Here is a 20740-nt window from a genome sequence, read left to right on the forward strand (position 1 = left end):
GATAATTTATTAATACATACAATAATAGTACAGCTGTGATTATTATTACTAATTTGTAATGCAATCGCGTAATTTTGAACGCAAATAATATAGCTTCATAAATTAGTAAAACTTTAATTAATGAATACAGTCATTATCTGACATCATTTAACATGATAAAGTTACTTTTAACGATCTTTCGCATTTTGCACTTCACTAAACCAGTTTTTTTCGTTACGATACGTAATTAATATTTTAAAAGCATTAACCAATTAGAGGTTTTCCATGAGCGAACATATCACACACCTTAACGACGCAAGTTTTGAACAAGACGTTCTGCAGTCACAACTACCTGTTTTAGTTGATTACTGGGCAGAATGGTGTGGTCCTTGCAAAATGATTGCACCAATCTTAGATGAAATTTCTAAAGAGTATGCTGGTCGCCTTAAAGTCGGTAAACTTAATATTGATGACAATCAATTAACACCTCCAAAATACGGTATTCGCGGCATTCCAACATTAATGTTATTTAAAAATGGTAATGTAGAAGCGACAAAAGTCGGCGCATTGTCAAAATCTCAATTAACTGCATTCATTGACAGCAACATCTAAACCATTTACGCTGTACCTGTCATCACAAATGCTTGATTTCTAAACTCCTTACAAATCAAGCATTTTTTGAATTATCCTTTAATTTAAATCTGTAGTACTCAATCCTGCCCCACACAATTCTTGTTTTAGTGAGCCTCCATGCACTTATCCGATCTTAAGCACTTACCCGTTACAGAGCTAGTAGAAATGGCTATCGCCGATGAAATTGATAATGCTAGCCGAATGCGCAAGCAAGATTTGATTTTCGCCATTTTGAAACATAAAGCGAAAAAAGGTGAAAGCATTTTTGGTGACGGTACACTTGAAGTTTTGCAAGATGGATTTGGATTTTTACGCTCACCAGATACATCCTATTTGGCTGGTCCAGATGACATTTATGTATCGCCTTCACAAATCCGCAGATTTAATCTGCACACAGGTGACAGCATACAAGGTGAAATTCGCATTCCTAAAGATGGTGAACGTTACTTTGCACTAGTTAAAGTGGATGTAGTGAATGGTGAAGCGCCTGAGAATACAAAACATAAAATTCTATTCGAAAATTTAACACCCCTATTCCCAACGATTCCGCTCACATTAGAGCGTGATATTAAAGGCGTTGAGAACATTACCAGTCGTGTCATCGACATGATTGCACCGATTGGTCGCGGTCAGCGTGGTTTGCTAGTTGCCAGCCCGAAAAGCGGTAAAACTGTCATGATGCAAAATATCGCACACGCCATTACCGCTAATCACCCAGATGTGATTTTAATCGTACTGTTAATTGATGAGCGTCCTGAGGAAGTGACAGAAATGACACGCTCAGTACGTGGCGAAGTCGTTGCCTCAACTTTTGATGAGCCAGCAACACGTCACGTGCAAGTGGCTGAAATGGTGCTTGAAAAAGCTAAACGTTTGGTTGAGCATAAAAAAGACGTGGTTATTCTGCTAGATTCTATTACGCGTTTAGCACGAGCTTACAATACTGTCATTCCATCATCAGGCAAAGTGTTAACTGGTGGTGTGGATGCCAACGCATTGCAACGTCCAAAACGTTTCTTTGGTGCGGCGCGTAACGTTGAAGAAGGTGGCTCATTAACTATCATTGCTACAGCCCTTGTTGATACTGGCTCTCGCATGGATGATGTCATCTATGAAGAGTTCAAGGGTACGGGAAATATGGAAATCCATCTTGATCGTAAGATGGCTGAAAAACGTCAATATCCTGCAATCAATGTGAATAAATCTGGTACGCGTCGTGAAGAGCTTCTTATCGAAAAAGATGTGTTACAGAAAATATGGGTGCTTCGCAAACTTCTATATCCTATGGATGATTTAGAGGCGATGGAGTTCTTGCTAGACAAAATCAAAGCCACGAAAAACAACGCTGACTTTTTTGACAGCATGCGCCGTGGCTAATTAAGCTAGATTATCAGCTTAATTATCGCATAACCTTGCGCACGAACCAGAATGCAAATATAATGCGCGGTTACAGCAAAACTGTATTTTTACAGCAATTTGCACTTACTAACGAATTACTAAATAGTGCCGTATCTTTCGGCAACACATATTGAGGCTATATTATGAAAGATGGAATCCATCCAGAATACCGCGACGTTGTTTTTCAAGACATCGGTGCAGACTTTAGTTTTATCACACGCTCTACAATCGTAGCGCGCGACACAATCAAATGGACAGATGGTAAAGAATATCCAATGGTTAAAATCGAAGTATCTTCAAAATCACACCCGTTCTACACAGGTAAACAAATGATTTTAGATACCGCTGGTCGTGTTGATAAATTCCGTAAAAAATACGGTATGTAATCAATTTTGCAATCTAGATTGCAAATATCAAGGCAGCTCAGGCTGCCTTTTTTGTTTTCTCAGATCAAAGCATGGTACCGATAACATATCTTTACTTAATTCAACAGAATTTTTTGCAGAGTAGCACAATCGGTTAAAATAACTACTTAAGACTAATAAAAGCAAACTTTACGACTCATCATTATGCGCTTTCAACTGGATCACGACTGGCAAGGTAATATGTCTACCCCCCGAGCACGTATAGGTGATGGGGCAAAAACACAGTTATTACTTTTATTATGTGCAATCTGGATTGTGTTAGGTTTAATTGGCCATGCGCCATGGAAACCGCTGGAGTCCACCAGCATTAATATTGTCAAAAATATTTTGGATGGTGGTAGCCTACTGGCACCTATGGTCAGTGGCGAATCATTCCCTTCAATCCCACCTCTTTACTACTTAAGTGCTGCCGCTAGCGCAAAGTTATTATCTCCACTATTGAGCATTCATGATGGCGCTAGGCTATTTAATACCATTTGGCTAGCCATATTATTGCTCATGGTGGGGATGACTGGTCGTGAACTCTGGACGCATGGAGTTGGGCGTCACGCCACATTTATTATGATAGGTACGATAGGTTTGATTATCAGCGCACATAGCTTAAGCGCAGAGATTTCCAACCTAACATGCTTAGCGACTGGTTTTTATGCATTAGCACTGTCTAAACGCCGCCCTTGGCGTGCAAGTGGCCTTTTTGGAGCAGCGCTTGGCATTGGTTTCTTAAGTTTTGGCGTTATGCCAGTACTTATTTTACTAAGTACCGCACTAATACTCCCTTTAATATTCAAAATTTGGCGAACACAAGGCTTTGTAAAATTCCTGGGCGTAGCCAACCTAATTGCTACGCCCATTATCTTAACTTGGGTTTTGTTACTGCAGTATTACTACCCAGCAATGCTATTAAGCTGGTGGCAATATAATCTCAATAATTTTAATCAACTCAATCACCTGTATTTTTTGCGTATTCTGATTTGGTACGCTTGGCCTGCCTTGCCATTGGCACTATTAGGCTTATGGCACTATCGCCAACAATTACTTAACAAACCTAAATTTCAGCTAATGATTAGCTTTTTTATTTGCGCTTTGTTTTTCTTAGGTTTTGGCGCTAACTCTAAAGACATCAATGCACTACCCTTACTGTTACCACTCGTAGCGTTGGGTGCAGGTAGCGTAGAGCATCTAAAACGAGGTGCGGCGGCGGCCTTAAATTGGTTTGGTGTGATGCTATTTGGTTTAATTGGCGTGCTAATTTGGCTGGGCTGGCTGTCTATGCTGACAGATTATCCTTCCAAAATTAAAGAGCGTATGCAGTTCTTATCAGGTGCATATGAAACCAATTTTAACTGGTTAGCATTCCTTATCGCGCTAGTAATTACTGTCATATGGGTATTAACTTGTATGCGCGCTAAGCAAACCAATAAGTCCACAGTGACTAATTGGGCAGTAGGCATGACCTTTGCATGGGGGTTATTAATGACGCTATGGCTACCATTAATTGACTCTGCTAAAAGTTATCAGGGTGTATTTTTAAGCATGAATAAAGTACTACCAAAAACCTACAATTGCATGAACAGTCTGAATGTTGGACAGCAACAAAGCTTATTGCTTAACTACTACACCAATATCCAGCTTCAGCCATTTGAAACAACACAACAATTGAGTTGTGACTTTTACTTTATACAAGATGTAAAAGGCATAGGAAAAATGCAGCCTGGCCAAGAGTGGAATCAGGTTTGGTCGGGCAAACGGGCCGCTGATAGAAAAGAAGGTTTTAGATTATTTCAGCGCGTAAAGTAGTTTAACAATAGCTGTTAATAAAATTTTTCAAAGTAATATGTGTGTTTTAATTGCATTCTGCACTTGAGCGTGTATGCCAGTACCGCTTTGTTGATTAACATACTCTGAAATTTGCTTACGCATAGACAATGCCCAAAATTTATTGATATGCTCTGCAATGTCTTTTTGAGCGTGGCTTTGGTTTGGATATGATTCGTAAAAATCACCGATTTGATTAGCCATTGAAATTAAGCGTTGAATATCCATTTTTTTACTTTTCTCTAATCTTACTCATTCATAATATTGTCAGCATGACTGTAAACAACATACCGACTTTCTCTTGCAAAACCTACTAAGGTTAAACCGCATTGTTCAGCCACTCGCACAGCTAAACCTGTTGGTGCTGAAACCGCGACTAGCATACTCACACCAGCACTGGCGGTTTTTTGCACCATTTCAAAACTTGCACGACTGGTGGTGATAATGAAGCCAGTTCTATCAAACTGTTGTTTTGCTAGCGCACCCACCAATTTATCTAACGCATTATGTCTGCCGACATCTTCACGAACCAAACTTAACTTGCCATCTGCTTGTACATAAGCACTTGCATGGGTTGCGCCTGTTTGCTGTTGCAACTTTTGCTGCGCCTGAATTGCTTGTAAACCAGTCACTATAGCTGTTGCATTAAACCTGCGCTGTGTATTTAATGACGCTGGATAACGCATCGCTTGCGCTAAATTTTCAGCTCCACATAATCCACAGCCAGTTTTACCCGCTAATGTGCGGCGCCGCTCTTTAAGTTGCATAAAACGTTCACTAGCAATTTCACAGTGTAACTCTATGCCGTTATCTTGCACCTGTACTTCTATACCATATAGCTCACTAGCACTTTGCACGATACCTTCGCTAAGCGAAAAACCAAGTGCAAAATCTTCTAAATCCTGTGCGGTAGCTAACATCACCGCATGCGAAACGCCATTGTAAATCAATGCTACTGGCGTCTCTTCTGCTAAACAATCTTGTGCACTTTGGATAGCACCTTCACGCCATCGAGTTACATTAAATGTGCTTAAAGGCACATCTAAAACCTTACTTTGCATGGTTTATTTCAAGTTGCAATCAAATCGAGACGGCGTATTGCTGCACAGTGCAATAGGCACGGCAAGGAGGTGCAACAACGTATCGGTTTGAATGCAGATTGAAATTAGTCAATTTTTGCAGCTTCTAAATCCTGACCAGCAAACGCCAACTGTGCTTCACTAAAGGTTTGGTAATGTTGCTGCCAGTCAGAAAGTTGATTCACGCGCGTCACTTGTACCGCTGTGACCTTGAACTCAGGACAGTTCGTTGCCCAATCTGAGTTATCAGTCGTAATTACGTTTGCACCAGACTCTGGATGGTGGAACGTGGTGTAAATCACGCCAGGTTGCACACGCTCGGTAATTTTTACACGTAATACAGTTTCACCTGCACGGCTAGCGATACCTACCCAATCACCTTCGCTAATGCCGCGTTCTGCTGCATCATGCGGATGAATTTCCACAATATCTTCGCTGTGCCAAGCCACGTTTTTAGTACGGCGTGTTTGTGCGCCTACGTTGTATTGGGAAAGGATACGACCAGTTGTTAAAATCAGTGGGAATTTAGGCGTTACTTTTTCAGTGGTCGCCACATATTGCGTCACGAAGAATTTACCTTTACCACGCACAAACTCGTCGATATGCATGGTTGGCGTACCAGTTGGCATCTCGTCGTTACATGGCCATTGAATGCTGCCCAACTCGTCTAGTTTTTGGAAGCTCACGCCTTTAAATGTTGGGGTTAAGCTTGCCACTTCATCCATAATTTCAGAGGCATGCTTGTACTCCATAGGATAGCCCAGCGCATTTGAGAACTTAGCCGTCACTTCCCAATCTTCCATACCATTCTTTGGTGTCATCACGCGGCGCACGGGCGAAATACGGCGCTCTGCATTGGTAAACGTACCGCTCTTTTCTAAGAACGATGCACCTGGGAAGAATACGTGCGCAAACATTGCAGTCTCATTCAAGAATAAATCTTGCACGATGACGCATTCCATATTCTCTAGCGCATGCGTTACATGTTGTGTATTAGGGTCAGACTGCACAATATCTTCACCAACGCAGTAAATCGCTTTAAAGCTGCCTTCTATCGCATTATCTAGCATATTGGGGATACGTAAACCAGGATCATTACTTAGTGGTCGACCCCAAGCACCTTCAAATAGCGTACGAGTAGCTTCATCTGACACATGACGATAACCTGGATATTCGTGCGGCATAGAACCCATGTCGCATGAACCTTGCACGTTATTTTGACCTCGTAATGGATTAACGCCCACGCCTTCGCGGCCAATGTTAGCGGTTGCCATTGCCAAGTTGGCAATACCCATCACCATGGTAGAACCTTGGCTATGCTCGGTAACGCCCAAGCCATAATATATAGCTGCATTGCCACCAGTGGCATATAACCTTGCCGCTGCACGTAATTCCTCAGCTGGCACGCCCATTGCTAAACCTAATACTTCAGGTGAGTTTTGTGGAAGTGCAACAAAATCGCGCCATTCTACAAATGAATCCCACTCGCAACGCTCTTTTACAAATGCCTCATTGACCAAGCCTTCAGTTACAATCACGTGGGCAATAGCAGAAATTAATGCCACGTTAGTACCAGGTTGTAATTTAAGGTGATGGTCTGCTTTAACGTGAGGAGAATTCACCAAATCAATCGCACGCGGGTCGGCAATAATCAGTTTTGCACCTTCGCGTAAACGACGTTTCATTTGTGAAGCAAACACTGGGTGACCATCGGTAGGATTAGCACCAATCACAAAAATTACATCTGACTGCATAACAGAGTCAAAGGTTTGCGTACCAGCTGATTCACCTATTGTTTGTTTTAAACCATAGCCTGTTGGGCTATGACAAACACGAGCGCAAGTATCAACGTTGTTGACACCGAATACGGCACGTACTAATTTCTGCACGACATAAACTTCTTCATTGGTACAGCGTGACGATGTGATTCCGCCCACAGAGGCTTTGCCATACTTCGCTTGAATACGGGTAATTTCACTTGCGGCATAACTAAATGCTTCATCCCAGCTCACTTGTTGCCATTCATCGTGAATACTTTTACGTATCATTGGCGTAGTGATGCGGTCTTTATGTGTTGCATAACCCCATGCAAAACGACCTTTTACGCATGAATGTCCGTGGTTTGCACCACCATTTTTATTCGGCACCATGCGAATAACTTCTTCGCCTTTCATTTCAGCATCAAATGAACAACCAACGCCGCAATAAGCACAGGTTGTTGTTACGCTGTGTTCAGGCACACCGTGATCAATCACCGTTTTTTCAATCAATGTTGCCGTGGGGCAAGCTTGTACACAAGCACCACAAGACACACATTCTGAGTTCATAAAATCAGTCACGCCAGCGGCTACTTTTGATTCAAAGCCACGACCTGAGATTGTTAACGCAAACGTACCTTGCGTTTCTTCGCAAGCGCGTACGCAACGTGAGCAAACGATACATTTACTTGGATCAAAGGTGAAATATGGATTACTTTCATCTTTTGCGGCTTTCAGATGGTTTTCACCTTCGTAACCATAACGCACTTCACGCAGCCCAACTGCGCCAGCCATATCTTGCAATTCGCAATCACCGTTAGTCGCGCATGTTAAGCAATCTAGCGGATGGTCTGAAATATACAATTCCATCGTACCGCGACGAATATCTGCCAGTTTTGGCGTTTGCGTGTGTACTTTTAAACCCTCTGCCACAGGCGTGGTACATGAAGCGGGATAACCACGACGGCCTTCAATCTCTACCACACACAAACGGCATGAACCAAAAGGCTCTAAGGAATCTGTAGCACAGAGTTTCGGCACGTTAATGCCCGCCATAATCGACGCACGCATAATTGACGTGCCTTCTGGCACTGTGATTTCTCTGTCATCAATCATCAACGTTACTTGAACGTCTGAATTACTCGCAGGCGTACCATAATCTAATTGATCATCGTAATTAGTGCGGCTATGCTCATGTTGATGATGTGTACTGCTATATTTAATGTCGTCCATGGTTTGTCTCCTGCACACAACTTAAGTTGTGGCGTTAGCCTTAATAGCTTGTCTTGATTCAAAATCTTCTGCAAAGTGGTTCATTGCGCTCAACACTGGATATGGCGTCATGCCGCCCAGTGCGCATAGCGAACCATTCAACATCGTATCGCTCAGATCGCGCACTAATTTTATGTTTTTAACCGTGTCTGTGCCTGCAATGATTTTATCCATTACTTCGGCACCACGGACTGCACCTATGCGACAAGGCGTACATTTTCCGCATGACTCAATCGCGCAGAATTCAAATGCGTAACGTGCCATTTTAGCCATATCAACCGTATCATCAAATGCGACAATACCGCCATGACCGACCACCGCCCAAATACTGCTAAACGCTTCGTAATCTAAGGGGGTGTCGAATTGGCTTTCTGGTAGAAATGCACCTAATGGCCCGCCGACTTGCACGGCGCGAATCGGCTTACCAGTCGCTGAACCACCACCATAATCGTAAAGCAGTTCCCGCAGAGTAATGCCAAAGGCAAGTTCTACAAGCCCGCCATGTTTTAAATTACCCGCCAACTGAATTGGCAAAGTACCACGTGAGCGACCCATGCCGTAATCTGCGTAAAATTGCGCACCCATATCTAAAATAATCGGCACAGTCGCCAATGATATGACATTATTCACAACAGTTGGTTTGCCAAACAAACCTTCAATCGCTGGTAGTGGTGGTTTAAATCGTACTAGACCACGTTTACCTTCTAAGCTTTCAAGTAATGAAGTTTCTTCACCACACACATACGCACCAGCTGCGCGACGAACTTCTAAGTTAAAAGTATGTGTTGAACCACAAATATTTTCGCCTAGATAACCAGCAGCCTCTGCCTTAGCAATCGCTTCATTCAAAGCTTTAAGCGCATGTGGGTACTCACTACGCAGATAAATGTAACCTTGTGTTGCACCTACGGCAATACCCGCAATCGTCATGCCTTCAATCAGCACAAACGGGTCATCTTCCATAATCATACGGTCTGAGAAAGTACCTGAGTCGCCCTCATCAGCATTGCAAACAATGTATTTTTGATCTGATTTGCAGCCTAAAACGGTATTCCATTTAATGCCCGTTGGGAAAGCCGCACCACCGCGACCACGCAGGCCTGAATCTGTGACTGCTTTAACAATTTCAGCGCCTGATAGCGTAAGCGCTTTCTTAAGACCTTTATAGCCATCGTGCGCAATGTAATCATCTAAAGAAACTGGGTCGGTAATGCCCACGCGCGCAAATGTTAAGCGCTGTTGTTTTTTTAACCAATCAATCTCTTCGGTTAAACCTAAGCTTAAAGGGTGAGTCTTTGCATTTAACGATAGAGCGTTTAAAAAATCCGCATCAAATAATGAAGAGACGTCATTGACCTTAACGGGGCCATAAGCAACTCGACCTTGGTCTGTGGCTACTTCTACCATTGTTTCTAGCCAATAAAGTCCACGAGAGCCATTACGGATAATTGTTATTTCTAAACCGCGTTTGTTTGCTTCCAGCGCTATTGCAGCAGCAACCTTTTCAGCGCCCATTGAAAGTGCGCTTGAGTCGCGGGGAATATATACTTTTGTTGTCATTTTAAGCCTTTGCCTCTGCAATCAATGCATCTAAATCTTCAGCAGAAACACGCCCATATACTTCCTCATCCATCATGACATTCGGCGAAAGCGCGCAATTACCAAGGCAATATACCGCTTCGAGCGTAATCGCATCATCAGAAGTCGTTTGGTGATAATCCACATTCAAACACTTTTTAGCATGCGCTTCCAATGCTTCAGAACCCATCGCTTGGCAAGATTCGGCACGGCAAATTTGCATCACATGACGTCCTGGCTTGTGCGTACGAAAGTGATGATAAAAAGTCACCACACCATGTACCTCAGCCACCGATAGACTCAGCGCCCTACCAATCTGAGAATAAGAAGATTCGGGCACATAGCCAATATCATCCTGAATGGCATGTAGCAATGGCATGAGTGCACCAGGCAGGTGTTGATGTTGACTAATTAATGCATCTATTTTGACATCTAAATCTTGTTTTGTTTCTAAATCTTGCAACTTATTCTCTCCAAAACATCTAACATTATATTCATATACGCATTAGTATAATACACTTGTTAAATCGTTACCAATTCGACAAGCAATGGCTAAAAAAGTGCTTAATTCTTCAAAAATGCTTACTCAACAACCGCAAAAAAAACTGATAGACCAATTTGGTCGCACGGTAGATTACATTCGCCTATCTATTACAGACCGCTGCGATTTTCGTTGCGTGTATTGTATGTCAGAAGACATGATATTTTTACCGCGCGAGGAAGTATTAAGTCTTGAGGAGTGTGCGCGACTCGTTAAAATATTTGTAGATTTAGGCGTAAGCAAAGTGCGTATTACAGGCGGCGAACCCTTGGTCCGTAAAAATGCATTATGGCTTTTTGAACAAGTCGGCAAACTTAAAGGACTCAATGAGTTAGTACTTACTACCAATGGCAGCCAGCTAGAGAAGCAAGCACAAGATCTAAAAAATGCAGGCGTGAAACGCATTAACATTAGCGTAGACAGCCTTAATTCCGAGCGCTTTAAGAAAATTACGCGCACTGGCGAACTTGATAAAGTGTTGCGCGGTATACAAGCAGCCAAACAAGCGGGCTTCGAGAATATCAAATTAAACACGGTACTCATGCGCGGCGTAAATGATGACGAAGCATTGTCATTAGTCAAATTTGCTATCGATGAAGCAATCGATATTTCATTCATTGAAGAAATGCCTTTAGGCGAAGTAGACCACACAAGAGAGTCAACATTTTGCAGTAACGAAGATACACTTAAAATACTCCAAAGTGAGTACCCACTTATCGCTAGTACTGAAACAACTGGCGGTCCCGCTCGTTATTGGCGAGTAGCGAATACTAATACCAAAATTGGATTTATTTCACCGCATAGTCATAACTTTTGCGAAAGCTGTAACCGCGTACGCATTACCTGCAAAGGCGAACTTTACTTATGTTTAGGCCAAGAAGATAAAGTTGATTTGATGCCGCTTTTACGTGCAAACCCTAATGATGACCAAGCGATTATTGATGCTATTCTAGCCAGCATGACAATCAAACCCAAAGGTCATGACTTTGATTTACGTCGTGCAGAGCCTGCGGTGATTCGGTTTATGTCGCACACGGGCGGTTAATACTTCAACCTTTAAATAATTCACTCATGTCCATTTCAGCAATTATCCTCTCAGGCGGCCGCGCTACCCGTATGAATGGGGTAGATAAAGGCTTAGTCCCTTTACAACAGAAACCTTTGATTCAGCATGTGATTAACCGCTTAACACCCCAAGTGGATGAAATACTCATCAATGCTAATCGAGAGCTTCCTTCCTACCAAGCTTTTGGCTACTCCGTACTGCAAGATGAAGTAGAAGACTTTCTAGGGCCTCTTGCTGGATTCAGTTTGGGCTTGCAGCACGCCAAATATGACTATTTACTAACCGTACCATGTGATTCACCTTTATTACCGCTGGACTTAGCCCAACGCCTAATGGCAGCTCTAATTGAAAATAAGGCAGAGATTGCCGTAGCCACTAGTGACGGTAACTCTCATCCTGTATTTAGTTTGTGTAAAAAAACTGTGCTGCCTTCTCTTACCGAATATCTACAGCAAGGTGAGCGCCGTGTGAGCGCGTGGCAAAAAAGCCAGCAATACATTGAAGTAGATTTTAGTGATTGCAACGAAGCTTTTACAAACTTAAATACGTTTGAAGATTTAGCAGCATTAGAACTAAAGTTAACTTAAAACAACTAACTATTAACATAAAAATATAAAAAATGAGCTTTAAAAATGACAGTCACTTCACTATCTGAAATCATTTCCAACCCCAGCTGCATGGATGACTATGATCCAAACTCCATGCCAGTAGCTAAAGCGCGGCAGTTCATCAAACAGTTTTTAACCCCAATCACCACGACTGAGGTTTTACCGATTCGCGAAAGTTTAGGCCGTGTAATCGCAGCAGATATATTATCGCCTGCCAATGTACCAAATTACGACAATTCAGCAATGGATGGTTACGCGTTCAATTCTGCAGACATTAACAAGTCAACCGAACTAAAAGTAATCGGGTCAGCCTTTGCTGGCAAAGCATTTGTAGGCGGCATTCAAGCTGGAGAATGTGTACGTATTATGACTGGCGGCATGATGCCTAAAGGCGCAGATACCGTTATCGTGCAGGAACGGGTAACTGTGAACGGCGACTTAATTCAATTTTCCGAAGCGCCAAAACCTAAAGCGAACGTGCGCTACGCAGGGGAGGATTTGCAATTAGGCAAAACCGTATTGCCTGTTGGTCACATGATACGTGCGGCTGATTTAGGTTTAATCGCCTCGCTTGGTATTGGCGAAGTGAGTGTATATCGTAAGCTAAAAGTGGCTTTTTTCTCTACAGGCGATGAGTTAGCCAGTATTGGTAAGCCCTTGCAAGAAGGTCAAGTCTACGACAGCAACCGTTATACACTTTACGGCATGCTAAGCCGTCTTGGCGCAGAGATTATCGATATGGGCGCAATTGCTGATGACCCCGAACTGCTTGAAAAAACTTTGCTTAACGCTGCCATGCAAGTCGATGTGGTCATAACGAGTGGTGGTGTTTCTGTAGGTGAGGCGGACTATATGAAGCAGTTACTAGCTAAACATGGTGAAGTCATGTTTTGGAAGGTTGCGATGAAGCCAGGACGCCCTCTAGCTTATGGAAAAATTCAATCAAGTAAAGACAAGCATGCAAATTATTTCGGCTTACCAGGCAACCCAGTAGCGGTGATGGTTACGTTTTATCAATTTGTTCGCGAGGCCTTGCTGATATTAATGGGACAAATTAACCCAACACCACTACCGACATTCAATGTAATCTGCACCGAAAATATTAAAAAACAAACTGGACGTACGGAATTTCAGCGCGGCATATTATTTGCTGATAGCGATGGATTATGGAAAGTTAAACCGTCTGGCGCTCAAGGTTCGGCCATTTTAAGCTCAATGTCATTAGCCAACTGTTTTATTGTTCTCGACGAGTCAATTGGTAACTTAGATGCAGGCACTTTAGTAAAAGTGCAAGTCATGGATGGGCTGATTTAATTGCTTTTCAAATTCCTAGCCCGCTTGTTGTATAATTTTCAGTTAATTTAAAATCCTTTAGCGATTCTAGATTATCATCTTATTAACTATTTGGAATATTTTTGTCTTTGAACATCGTAATCAATCATTCCAATCACAGTCAATCTGGTGCAATCAATCCTAATAGCAATACGCTTATATGGGCGATTTTCAGCTCGATTTTATTGCATGTTTTGCTTGCATTTATTATTCCCAATATTGAGTTCGATGCGGTTAAAAAACCAGTTGTGTTAACTGTTGAGTTAACTAAAAAATCTGAACCAGCCCCCGTTGCAATACCCGAGCCTGCAAAAGCTGAGCCTGAACCAATTAAACCAAAAATAGAGCCTAAGCCTGAGCCAAAACCAATCACAAAACCTTTACCTACACCGTCCGTGGTAAAAAATGAACCCTCGCCTATAACGCCACCTCCACCGTCAACTGCGCCCCCTCAAACAGAAATTATTGCAGCCACACCTAAAGTAGACTCAGCTCCATCCCCCATGCCACCTGTACCTGTGGTAATACCTGAGCCGCCAAAAACCCCTGCACCAAGCCAAGATGAAGTTAATGATGCAAATGCTAGGTATGGCAGTACTTTATGGGGGGCAATTAGCAAATACAAGCAATACCCTCGCATTGCGCAAATACGCGGTTGGGAGGGTGAAGCTATTGTCGAGTTACTTCTTGATGGCAATGGAAAACTAAAATCAAAAAAAATCATTCAATCAAGCGGTTTTGAGAGTTTAGATAAACAAGCTTTAGAAATGGTTGAAAAAGCCGCCCCATTCCCTGCTCCACCAGAAGCCCTTCGCGGCAGTAACTTCAGCATTAAAGTGCCTATCCCATTTAAACTTCAAGAACAGTAGTTTTCAAGGCATACCACATTCACTTTCTAGCATGATTAAAAAAAACAAATCCCTAAAAGATTTACTACTAATTCATGAGCTTGCATTCATTTTACTCATCATATTGGCTGCAATGGCTGGCGCCATAGGTATTCACTTATGGGAGAAATCAAGTCAAGAGGCTAGCCGAATAAGCTCACTCGTTAGTGAAGTACAACAAACGCGTGGAGATTTATATCGTCAAATGAAAGAGTTATTTGATGCCTATTTTCTAGATGACTCAAGTGCGCGTGCAGAGTACGACAACTTCACCATTACAGTTGAAGCACATTTTGTACAGTTAAAAAAAATCACTGTGAGCGAGGCTGAAAAAGCTGCTATTAATGATCTGCATGAGAATTACAAAAAATTCGTGATTGAAACTCCCATGCTATTTGACCAATACCGAGCAACCAAAAGCGACTCTGTAAAACATGCACTCAATACCGAAATTGAAACTGGGTTATTTAAACGTTATGAGGAAATACTCGCTCGTACTGAGAAGCTACTCAATCAAAAACAATTTGAACTTGAGGGCCAGCTTAAAACAAGTAAGCGAACATCCGTAATATTACTGATTATTCCTTTAGTGCTTGCAATACTGCTACTCTTGTTCTCACGAATATTTCTTAAGCGGGCTATTGTAAAACCACTCGATAATGTATTAAAAGCCACTTCTGAGATAAGTGCGGGCAATCTTACACACAAGGCTCCAGAAGTAGGTATTGTGGAATTAGCCGCTGTATCTAACGCCATTAATGAAATGGCTGATAAATTAGCCATTAGCCAAGAAACACTAGTACGCACTGAAAAACAAGCCGCGCAAGGCCTATTGGTACCGATGCTCGCACATAACATTCGAAATCCATTAGCGAGCATACGTGCTACCGCTCAGGTGATGGATGATCCTGAGCATGATGCAGAAACGCGCTTATCATTACGCGGCATTATTGATACCGTAGATAGGTTAGAGCGCTGGACAGGCGCGCTACTGGCTTATTTATTGCCGTTAAAACCTCAGCCAGAGCACACTAGTATGCAAGAAATCATCAATGGTGCACTGGCGCCGCTACAACAAAAAATAAGAGATAAATCGATTCATTTGATTTTGCCAAACTGGCCTAAAAAAACTGCCATATTCACGGACCAACATTTACTCGAACAAGTTATTTATAACTTAATATTAAATGCGATTGATGCTTCAAGTAAAAGCAGCACAATTGAAATACTGCTAAAAGAAGCACCGTCGAAATACACCTTTTCATTGTTAGACCAAGGCTGCGGCATGCCATTTACGCCAGATCCTAGCGCCATGAGCGCGCCCACAACCAAAAGATTTGGTACTGGTATCGGCATCCCATTTGCTTTTAAAGTTTGTGATGTATTAGCGGGTGAATTAAAATATGAAGCACGTCCTGAAAGCGGAACAGCGATCACTATTCTACTGCCTAAAGTTTTAAACCTATCTGTAAATTAAAGCCCTTATTCAAAACTCATTAGTACAAATCTAAAACCAATCAATATTTAATTATCAAATTACCGCTAAATATTGATAATTCTTTGCATATCCTATTGCCTATTTCAGGCTTTTTATCAACAATGGAGGTAGACAATATGACAGATACACTAATACTCGACAAAGCAGTGCCAGATTTCCAGTTACCCGCTACCAGCGGTGTGACTTTTCAGTTATCCCAATTTCTCGGTAAAAATCTAGTTCTCTACTTTTACCCCAAAGATTCAACCCCAGGCTGCACCACTCAAGGCATACAATTCAGAGACGCTTATGCAGACTTTCAGAATCTGAATACTGAGATTTTTGGCATTTCCAGAGATAGCTTAAAGTCACATGAGAATTTTAAAGCTAAATTCAGCTTCCCCTTTGAGCTACTGGGGGATACTGAAGAGCTTGCCTGTACGATATTTGGCGTCATGAAAATGAAAAATATGTATGGCAAACAAGTACGCGGTGTTGAACGCAGTACGTTTATTATTGATAAAAGTGGTACGCTTATCAAAGAGTGGCGCGGCGTAAAGGTGGAAGGCCATGCCACTGAAGTTCTTAATTTCATAAAGACTATTTAAACCTATTGCTTTATTAAATTCCCTAAATTCATTTAACTCTCAAATAAGAAAGAATGTAATGGCAAAAAAATCGCTAAATGCTACCAAGCTTTTCGTACTTGATACCAACGTATTGATACACGATCCTTCTAGCTTATTTCGCTTTGAAGAACATGACATTTTTCTGCCGATGGTGACATTGGAAGAGCTTGATAACAACAAAAAAGGACTTACTGAAGTTGCCCGCAATGCCCGTCAAGCAAGCCGAAATTTAGAAGAGATTGTAGGTACAGACTTAACCAATCTTGAGTTAGGTTGTCCATTAAATGTGAACGGCAATCGCCATCTCACGGGGCGTTTATTTATACAAACACTGCAAGTAACCACTGAACTGCCAGGGCTCGCTGGACTTAAGGCCGACAATCAGATTCTAGCCGTAGTACTTGATCTGCAAAAAAGTCAGCCAGAACGTCAGGTTATTCTTGTCAGTAAAGACATTAACATCCGTATTAAAGCCCGCGCTATGGGCATGCCTGCGGAAGATTACTTTAATGACAAAGTGCTTGAAGATAGCGATCTTTTATACACGGGCATGAAGGAATTACCTGCTGACTTCTGGGAAAATCACAGTAAAGCAATGGAGTCATGGCAAGAAGCTGGTCGCATGTTCTACCGTATTAGTGGACCTTTATGTAAATCGTTTCTAGTCAATGAGTTTGTCTATTACGAATATGAAAAACCATTCCATGCCTTAGTGCGCAGCGTAGATGGCAACAGTTCAGTATTAGAAGTAGTGCAAGACCATACGCAGCCTAAACACAATGTTTGGGGTATTAATGCGCGCAACCGTGAACAAAACTTTGCGCTCAATTTACTAATGGATCCAGAAGTAGATTTTGTAAGCTTATTAGGTCAGGCTGGCACGGGTAAAACATTGCTCACATTAGCATCTGCCCTCACACAAGTGCTTGATAAAAAGATTTATTCTGAAATTATTATGACGCGTGTGACTGTTTCTGTGGGTGAAGATATTGGCTTTCTGCCTGGCACAGAAGAGGAGAAAATGGGTCCTTGGATGGGCGCGCTAGATGACAATTTAGAGGTGCTTAATAAAAGTGATGAGGATGCAGGTGAGTGGGGCCGTGCCGCAACGCAGGATCTAATCCGTAGCCGCATCAAAGTGAAATCACTTAATTTTATGCGCGGGCGTACATTTTTAAATAAATTCCTAATCATAGATGAAGCGCAAAACTTAACGCCTAAACAAATGAAAACATTAATTACGCGCGCTGGCCCAGGCACTAAAGTAGTTTGCTTAGGCAACATCGCGCAAATTGATACGCCTTATTTAACAGAAGGCAGTTCTGGTCTCACTTATGTGGTTGATCGATTTAAGGGCTGGAGTCACAATGGTCACATTACCTTGCAACGTGGTGAACGCTCTCGTTTAGCCGATTTTGCTTCTGAAGTTTTATAGTTCTATTGATATATCAATCATGATTGATAGGCTCTCCACTGATTGTGCTTTATGCACACAAATAAAATACAATCAGTGGCAAAGTCGAAAATTCAGTTTTGATGTAGAAATGGAATGAAATGACAAGAGGTTTCTATACCCTACTAATCGCTCAGTTCTTATCTGCCGTTGCAGATAACGCTTTACTATTTGCATGCATCGCCTTACTTTCAAAACTAAATGCCCCTGAATGGCACGAACCACTATTGCGTGAGTTTTTCGTCATAGCCTATATAGTGTTAGCGCCCTTCGTAGGCCCCTTCGCTGATGCTCTGCCTAAGGGCAAAGTCATGTTTTTAAGTAATGGCATTAAATTTTTTGGTTGCTCGCTAGCTTTACTTGGCTTGCCACCTTTATATGTCTACGCCATTGTTGGCATTGGGGCTGCGGCGTATTCACCAGCCAAATACGGCATCTTGACTGAAATGTTGCCTCATTATCAGTTGATTAAAGCCAATGCTTGGATGGAAGGCACTACTGTCACTGCCATTATTTTAGGACCAGTTTTTGGCTCGAGCATTTCAGCCCACGACCCTTATTTCGGAATTGCCGTTATCACCTTTATTTACTTGCTGGCTGCAGGCTTCAACTATTACATTCCGAAAGTACCTATCGATCACAAAATGCAAAAACGTGATTTAATCTCCCTTATGAAAGATTTTTGGCATGCCTTTACTACCCTTTGGCGTGACCCACAAGGTCAAGTATCCTTGGCTGTGACCACTTTATTTTGGGGCGCAGGCGCAACATTACAATTTGTGGTACTACGCTGGGCGGGTTTAAAACTAGGCTTAGATGAGCAATCTGCCACGAAACTTATCGCCATACTCGCCGTTGGCATTGCCATCGGTTCGGTTGGAGCTTCCATGTTTGTAAAGTTAGAAAGTGCAGTAAAGGTTTTACCAGCAGGCATTCTGATGGGAGTTTTGGTGATGGGTATGATATTTGTTGAATCACCCGAAGTAGCAGCCGTTGTGTTGTTTTGTATTGGTGTTCTAGCGGGCTATTTCTTAGTGCCGCTCAACTCCTTACTACAGCATAGAGGACATACTTTACTTGGTGCAGGGCATTCCATTGCGGTACAGAATTTTAATGAAAATATTGGCATTCTAGTATTGTTAGGAATCTATACTTTGATGGTGCATGAGAATTTACCGATTAACATAATTATTATCATATTTGGCGCATTTGTTAGTATCAGTATGGCAATTATTTATAAGCTGTATTTAAAACATACCAAGACAAAATTCTAAGTCAATTCGAACAAATCGATAATCAAATCGCCAATCAATAAAAAAGGTCGCCTACGCGACCTTTTTTATTGATTGAATACCTAATGAAGCTTGACTTGCGACTCAGATCGTCGGGTAATAGTACGGGCTAGTGTTTGCAAGGCCATACTCCAGAAACCATGTAGAGCCATCAAATGCATTTTATAGAGTGACTGATACATTATTCTTGCAAATAAGCCTTCAATAAATAAACTACCTCCAGAAAGTGAGCCCATTAAGTTTCCAACGGTAGTGTAACTCCCTAAATTAACCAAAGAGCCATAATCCCGATAGCTAAATTCTGGCAATTCGGCTTTGCCCGAGACGCGGGACTTAACTGATTTAATCAACATAGACGACTGCTGATGTGCAGCTTGCGCACGCGGAGGCACATTTTCCCCTGCATGACCAATCCATGGACAAGCAGCGCAATCACCAAATGCAAAAATATTTGCATCTAATGTGGTTTGTAAGGTTCGATTCACTAAAAGCTGATTAATACGATTAGTTTCTAAACCATCAATTTCATGCAAAAAGTCTGGGCCTTTAATACCTGCTGCCCACACGACTAACACAGAAGGAATAAAGCGACCGCTATGCGTATGAACGCCCTTTTCTGTTACTTCTGTAACGCGCTCCCCTTTGTATAGATGCACTCTTAACTTGCTGAGTTCAAGTTCCACTGAGTTAGATAACTTAGCTGGTAGCGCAGGTAACACCCTAGAGTTTGCCTCAATCAAAGATATTTGGATGTCTCGGTCTGGATCAATTTTATCTAATCCATAAGCGGCAAGTTCACGAGTGGTATTATGCAATTCAGCTGATAATTCTACACCCGTAGCGCCTGCGCCCACGATGACCACTTCTAACTGGCCTGCTTGCACTGGCGCAAGCTGTGTTTGCGCACGCACAAGGGCATTATGTAAGCGCCTATGAAACTTTTCAGCTTGGTCTTGAGTATCTAAGGCTATCGAGTATTCGCTCGCGCCTTTTACACCAAAATCATTCGTGGTGCTGCCAACGGCGATAATCAACGTATCATAGTGCACGGTGCGACGCGGGATAACTTGTTCACCATCTTCGTCGAAATAAGGAGCTATCGATATCTCTCGCTTGGCTCTATCAAGATTATCCATGCTGCCTAAACGAAATTTGAAATGATGCCAATGCGCTTGTGCAAGATAATTCAATTCATGCTTGTCCGGATCCATGCTTCCAGCTGCAATTTCATGCAGCAGCGGTTTCCAAACATGGGTTTTTGTCTTATCGATAAGCGTAATCAGGGCTTTACCTTTGCGGCCAAGAGAGTCGCCAAGTTTAGTTGCCAATTCTAGACCGCCCGCACCTCCACCTACGATCACTACGTGGTGTAATTTATTATTTTCAGTATTTTTCAAGAGAGCCTTTATTGAGATGAACTAAATATAAAACTGCTAAAGCTGTAAGTGTATTACAAATGATTACGGCTATTGCATTATACAATAGCCGTTCTATTCGATACAGTTGCGGTTAAGTTTTG

At 42.1% G+C, this 20740-nt stretch carries 18 protein-coding genes; 12 read left to right on the forward strand and 6 right to left on the reverse strand.

The features are described 5' to 3' along the window. Window positions 1-264: 264 nt before the first annotated feature. The 4 genes from trxA to PSV17_RS10390 all read left to right on the forward strand — a co-directional run bounded on the left by trxA (window position 265) and on the right by PSV17_RS10390 (window position 4232). Window positions 265-591, forward strand: a complete 327-nt coding sequence (trxA, locus tag PSV17_RS10375; RefSeq protein WP_013149111.1) for a thioredoxin TrxA — start codon at window positions 265-267, stop codon at window positions 589-591. 138 nt (window positions 592-729) lie between these two features. Beyond that, window positions 730-1989: a transcription termination factor Rho gene (gene rho / locus PSV17_RS10380; RefSeq protein ID WP_013149112.1), complete on the forward strand. Its 1260-nt coding sequence runs from the start codon at window positions 730-732 to the stop codon at window positions 1987-1989. Between the two features lie 164 nt (window positions 1990-2153). Further along, window positions 2154-2396, forward strand: a complete 243-nt coding sequence (locus tag PSV17_RS10385; protein ID WP_300482291.1) for a type B 50S ribosomal protein L31 — start codon at window positions 2154-2156, stop codon at window positions 2394-2396. Between the two features lie 219 nt (window positions 2397-2615). Next, the gene (locus PSV17_RS10390; protein WP_366910581.1) at window positions 2616-4232 is read left to right on the forward strand and encodes a glycosyl transferase; all 1617 of its coding nucleotides are present in this window, start codon (window positions 2616-2618) and stop codon (window positions 4230-4232) included. A gap of 27 nt (window positions 4233-4259) precedes the next feature. On the opposite strand, the gene PSV17_RS10395 is transcribed toward PSV17_RS10390, so the two are convergent. The 5 genes from PSV17_RS10395 to PSV17_RS10415 form a co-directional block, all read right to left on the reverse strand. Next, window positions 4260-4478, reverse strand: a complete 219-nt coding sequence (locus tag PSV17_RS10395) for a formate dehydrogenase subunit delta (protein WP_300482296.1) — start codon at window positions 4476-4478, stop codon at window positions 4260-4262. 20 nt (window positions 4479-4498) lie between these two features. Continuing rightward, window positions 4499-5311, reverse strand: a complete 813-nt coding sequence (gene fdhD, locus PSV17_RS10400) for a formate dehydrogenase accessory sulfurtransferase FdhD (protein WP_300482299.1) — start codon at window positions 5309-5311, stop codon at window positions 4499-4501. Window positions 5312-5415: 104 nt separating this feature from the next. Further along, on the reverse strand, window positions 5416-8319 hold the full coding sequence (gene fdhF / locus PSV17_RS10405) for a formate dehydrogenase subunit alpha (RefSeq protein WP_300482301.1): 2904 nt from the start codon (window positions 8317-8319) through the stop codon (window positions 5416-5418). Window positions 8320-8340: 21 nt separating this feature from the next. Continuing rightward, window positions 8341-9918 carry an NADH-quinone oxidoreductase subunit NuoF gene (locus PSV17_RS10410; RefSeq protein WP_300482303.1) on the reverse strand — a complete coding sequence of 526 codons (1578 nt, stop codon included), beginning with the start codon at window positions 9916-9918 and terminating at the stop codon, window positions 8341-8343. Between the two features lies 1 nt (window position 9919). After that, on the reverse strand, window positions 9920-10399 hold the full coding sequence (locus PSV17_RS10415) for a formate dehydrogenase subunit gamma (RefSeq protein WP_300482305.1): 480 nt from the start codon (window positions 10397-10399) through the stop codon (window positions 9920-9922). A 115-nt stretch (window positions 10400-10514) separates the two neighbouring features. Between PSV17_RS10415 and moaA the strand changes: the two genes are divergently transcribed. The 8 genes from moaA (at window position 10515) to lplT (ending at window position 19203) form a co-directional block, all read left to right on the forward strand. After that, the gene (gene moaA, locus PSV17_RS10420; protein WP_300482333.1) at window positions 10515-11522 is read left to right on the forward strand and encodes a GTP 3',8-cyclase MoaA; all 1008 of its coding nucleotides are present in this window, start codon (window positions 10515-10517) and stop codon (window positions 11520-11522) included. 26 nt (window positions 11523-11548) lie between these two features. After that, window positions 11549-12130, forward strand: a complete 582-nt coding sequence (gene mobA / locus PSV17_RS10425) for a molybdenum cofactor guanylyltransferase MobA (RefSeq protein ID WP_300482307.1) — start codon at window positions 11549-11551, stop codon at window positions 12128-12130. Window positions 12131-12175: 45 nt separating this feature from the next. Then, on the forward strand, window positions 12176-13465 hold the full coding sequence (gene glp / locus PSV17_RS10430; RefSeq protein WP_300482310.1) for a gephyrin-like molybdotransferase Glp: 1290 nt from the start codon (window positions 12176-12178) through the stop codon (window positions 13463-13465). Between the two features lie 107 nt (window positions 13466-13572). Then, window positions 13573-14352 (forward strand): energy transducer TonB, encoded by a 780-nt coding sequence (locus PSV17_RS10435; RefSeq protein ID WP_300482312.1) that lies wholly within the window; start codon window positions 13573-13575, stop codon window positions 14350-14352. Window positions 14353-14383: 31 nt separating this feature from the next. Continuing rightward, the gene (locus tag PSV17_RS10440) at window positions 14384-15847 is read left to right on the forward strand and encodes a HAMP domain-containing sensor histidine kinase (RefSeq protein ID WP_300482314.1); all 1464 of its coding nucleotides are present in this window, start codon (window positions 14384-14386) and stop codon (window positions 15845-15847) included. 152 nt (window positions 15848-15999) lie between these two features. Beyond that, complete coding sequence (locus tag PSV17_RS10445; RefSeq protein ID WP_300482336.1) at window positions 16000-16455, forward strand: peroxiredoxin; 456 nt, start codon at window positions 16000-16002, stop codon at window positions 16453-16455. Window positions 16456-16513: 58 nt separating this feature from the next. After that, window positions 16514-17911, forward strand: coding sequence for a PhoH family protein (locus tag PSV17_RS10450; RefSeq protein WP_300482317.1), 1398 nt, complete (start codon window positions 16514-16516; stop codon window positions 17909-17911). 119 nt (window positions 17912-18030) lie between these two features. After that, the gene (lplT, locus tag PSV17_RS10455; protein ID WP_300482320.1) at window positions 18031-19203 is read left to right on the forward strand and encodes a lysophospholipid transporter LplT; all 1173 of its coding nucleotides are present in this window, start codon (window positions 18031-18033) and stop codon (window positions 19201-19203) included. Window positions 19204-19283: 80 nt separating this feature from the next. Here lplT and PSV17_RS10460 read toward each other — a convergent pair whose 3' ends face one another. After that, on the reverse strand, window positions 19284-20618 hold the full coding sequence (locus tag PSV17_RS10460) for an NAD(P)/FAD-dependent oxidoreductase (RefSeq protein ID WP_300482322.1): 1335 nt from the start codon (window positions 20616-20618) through the stop codon (window positions 19284-19286). Between the last annotated feature and the right edge of the window lie 122 nt (window positions 20619-20740).

Source organism: Methylotenera sp., from assembly GCF_029946165.1.
GTDB lineage: Bacteria > Pseudomonadota > Gammaproteobacteria > Burkholderiales > Methylophilaceae > Methylotenera.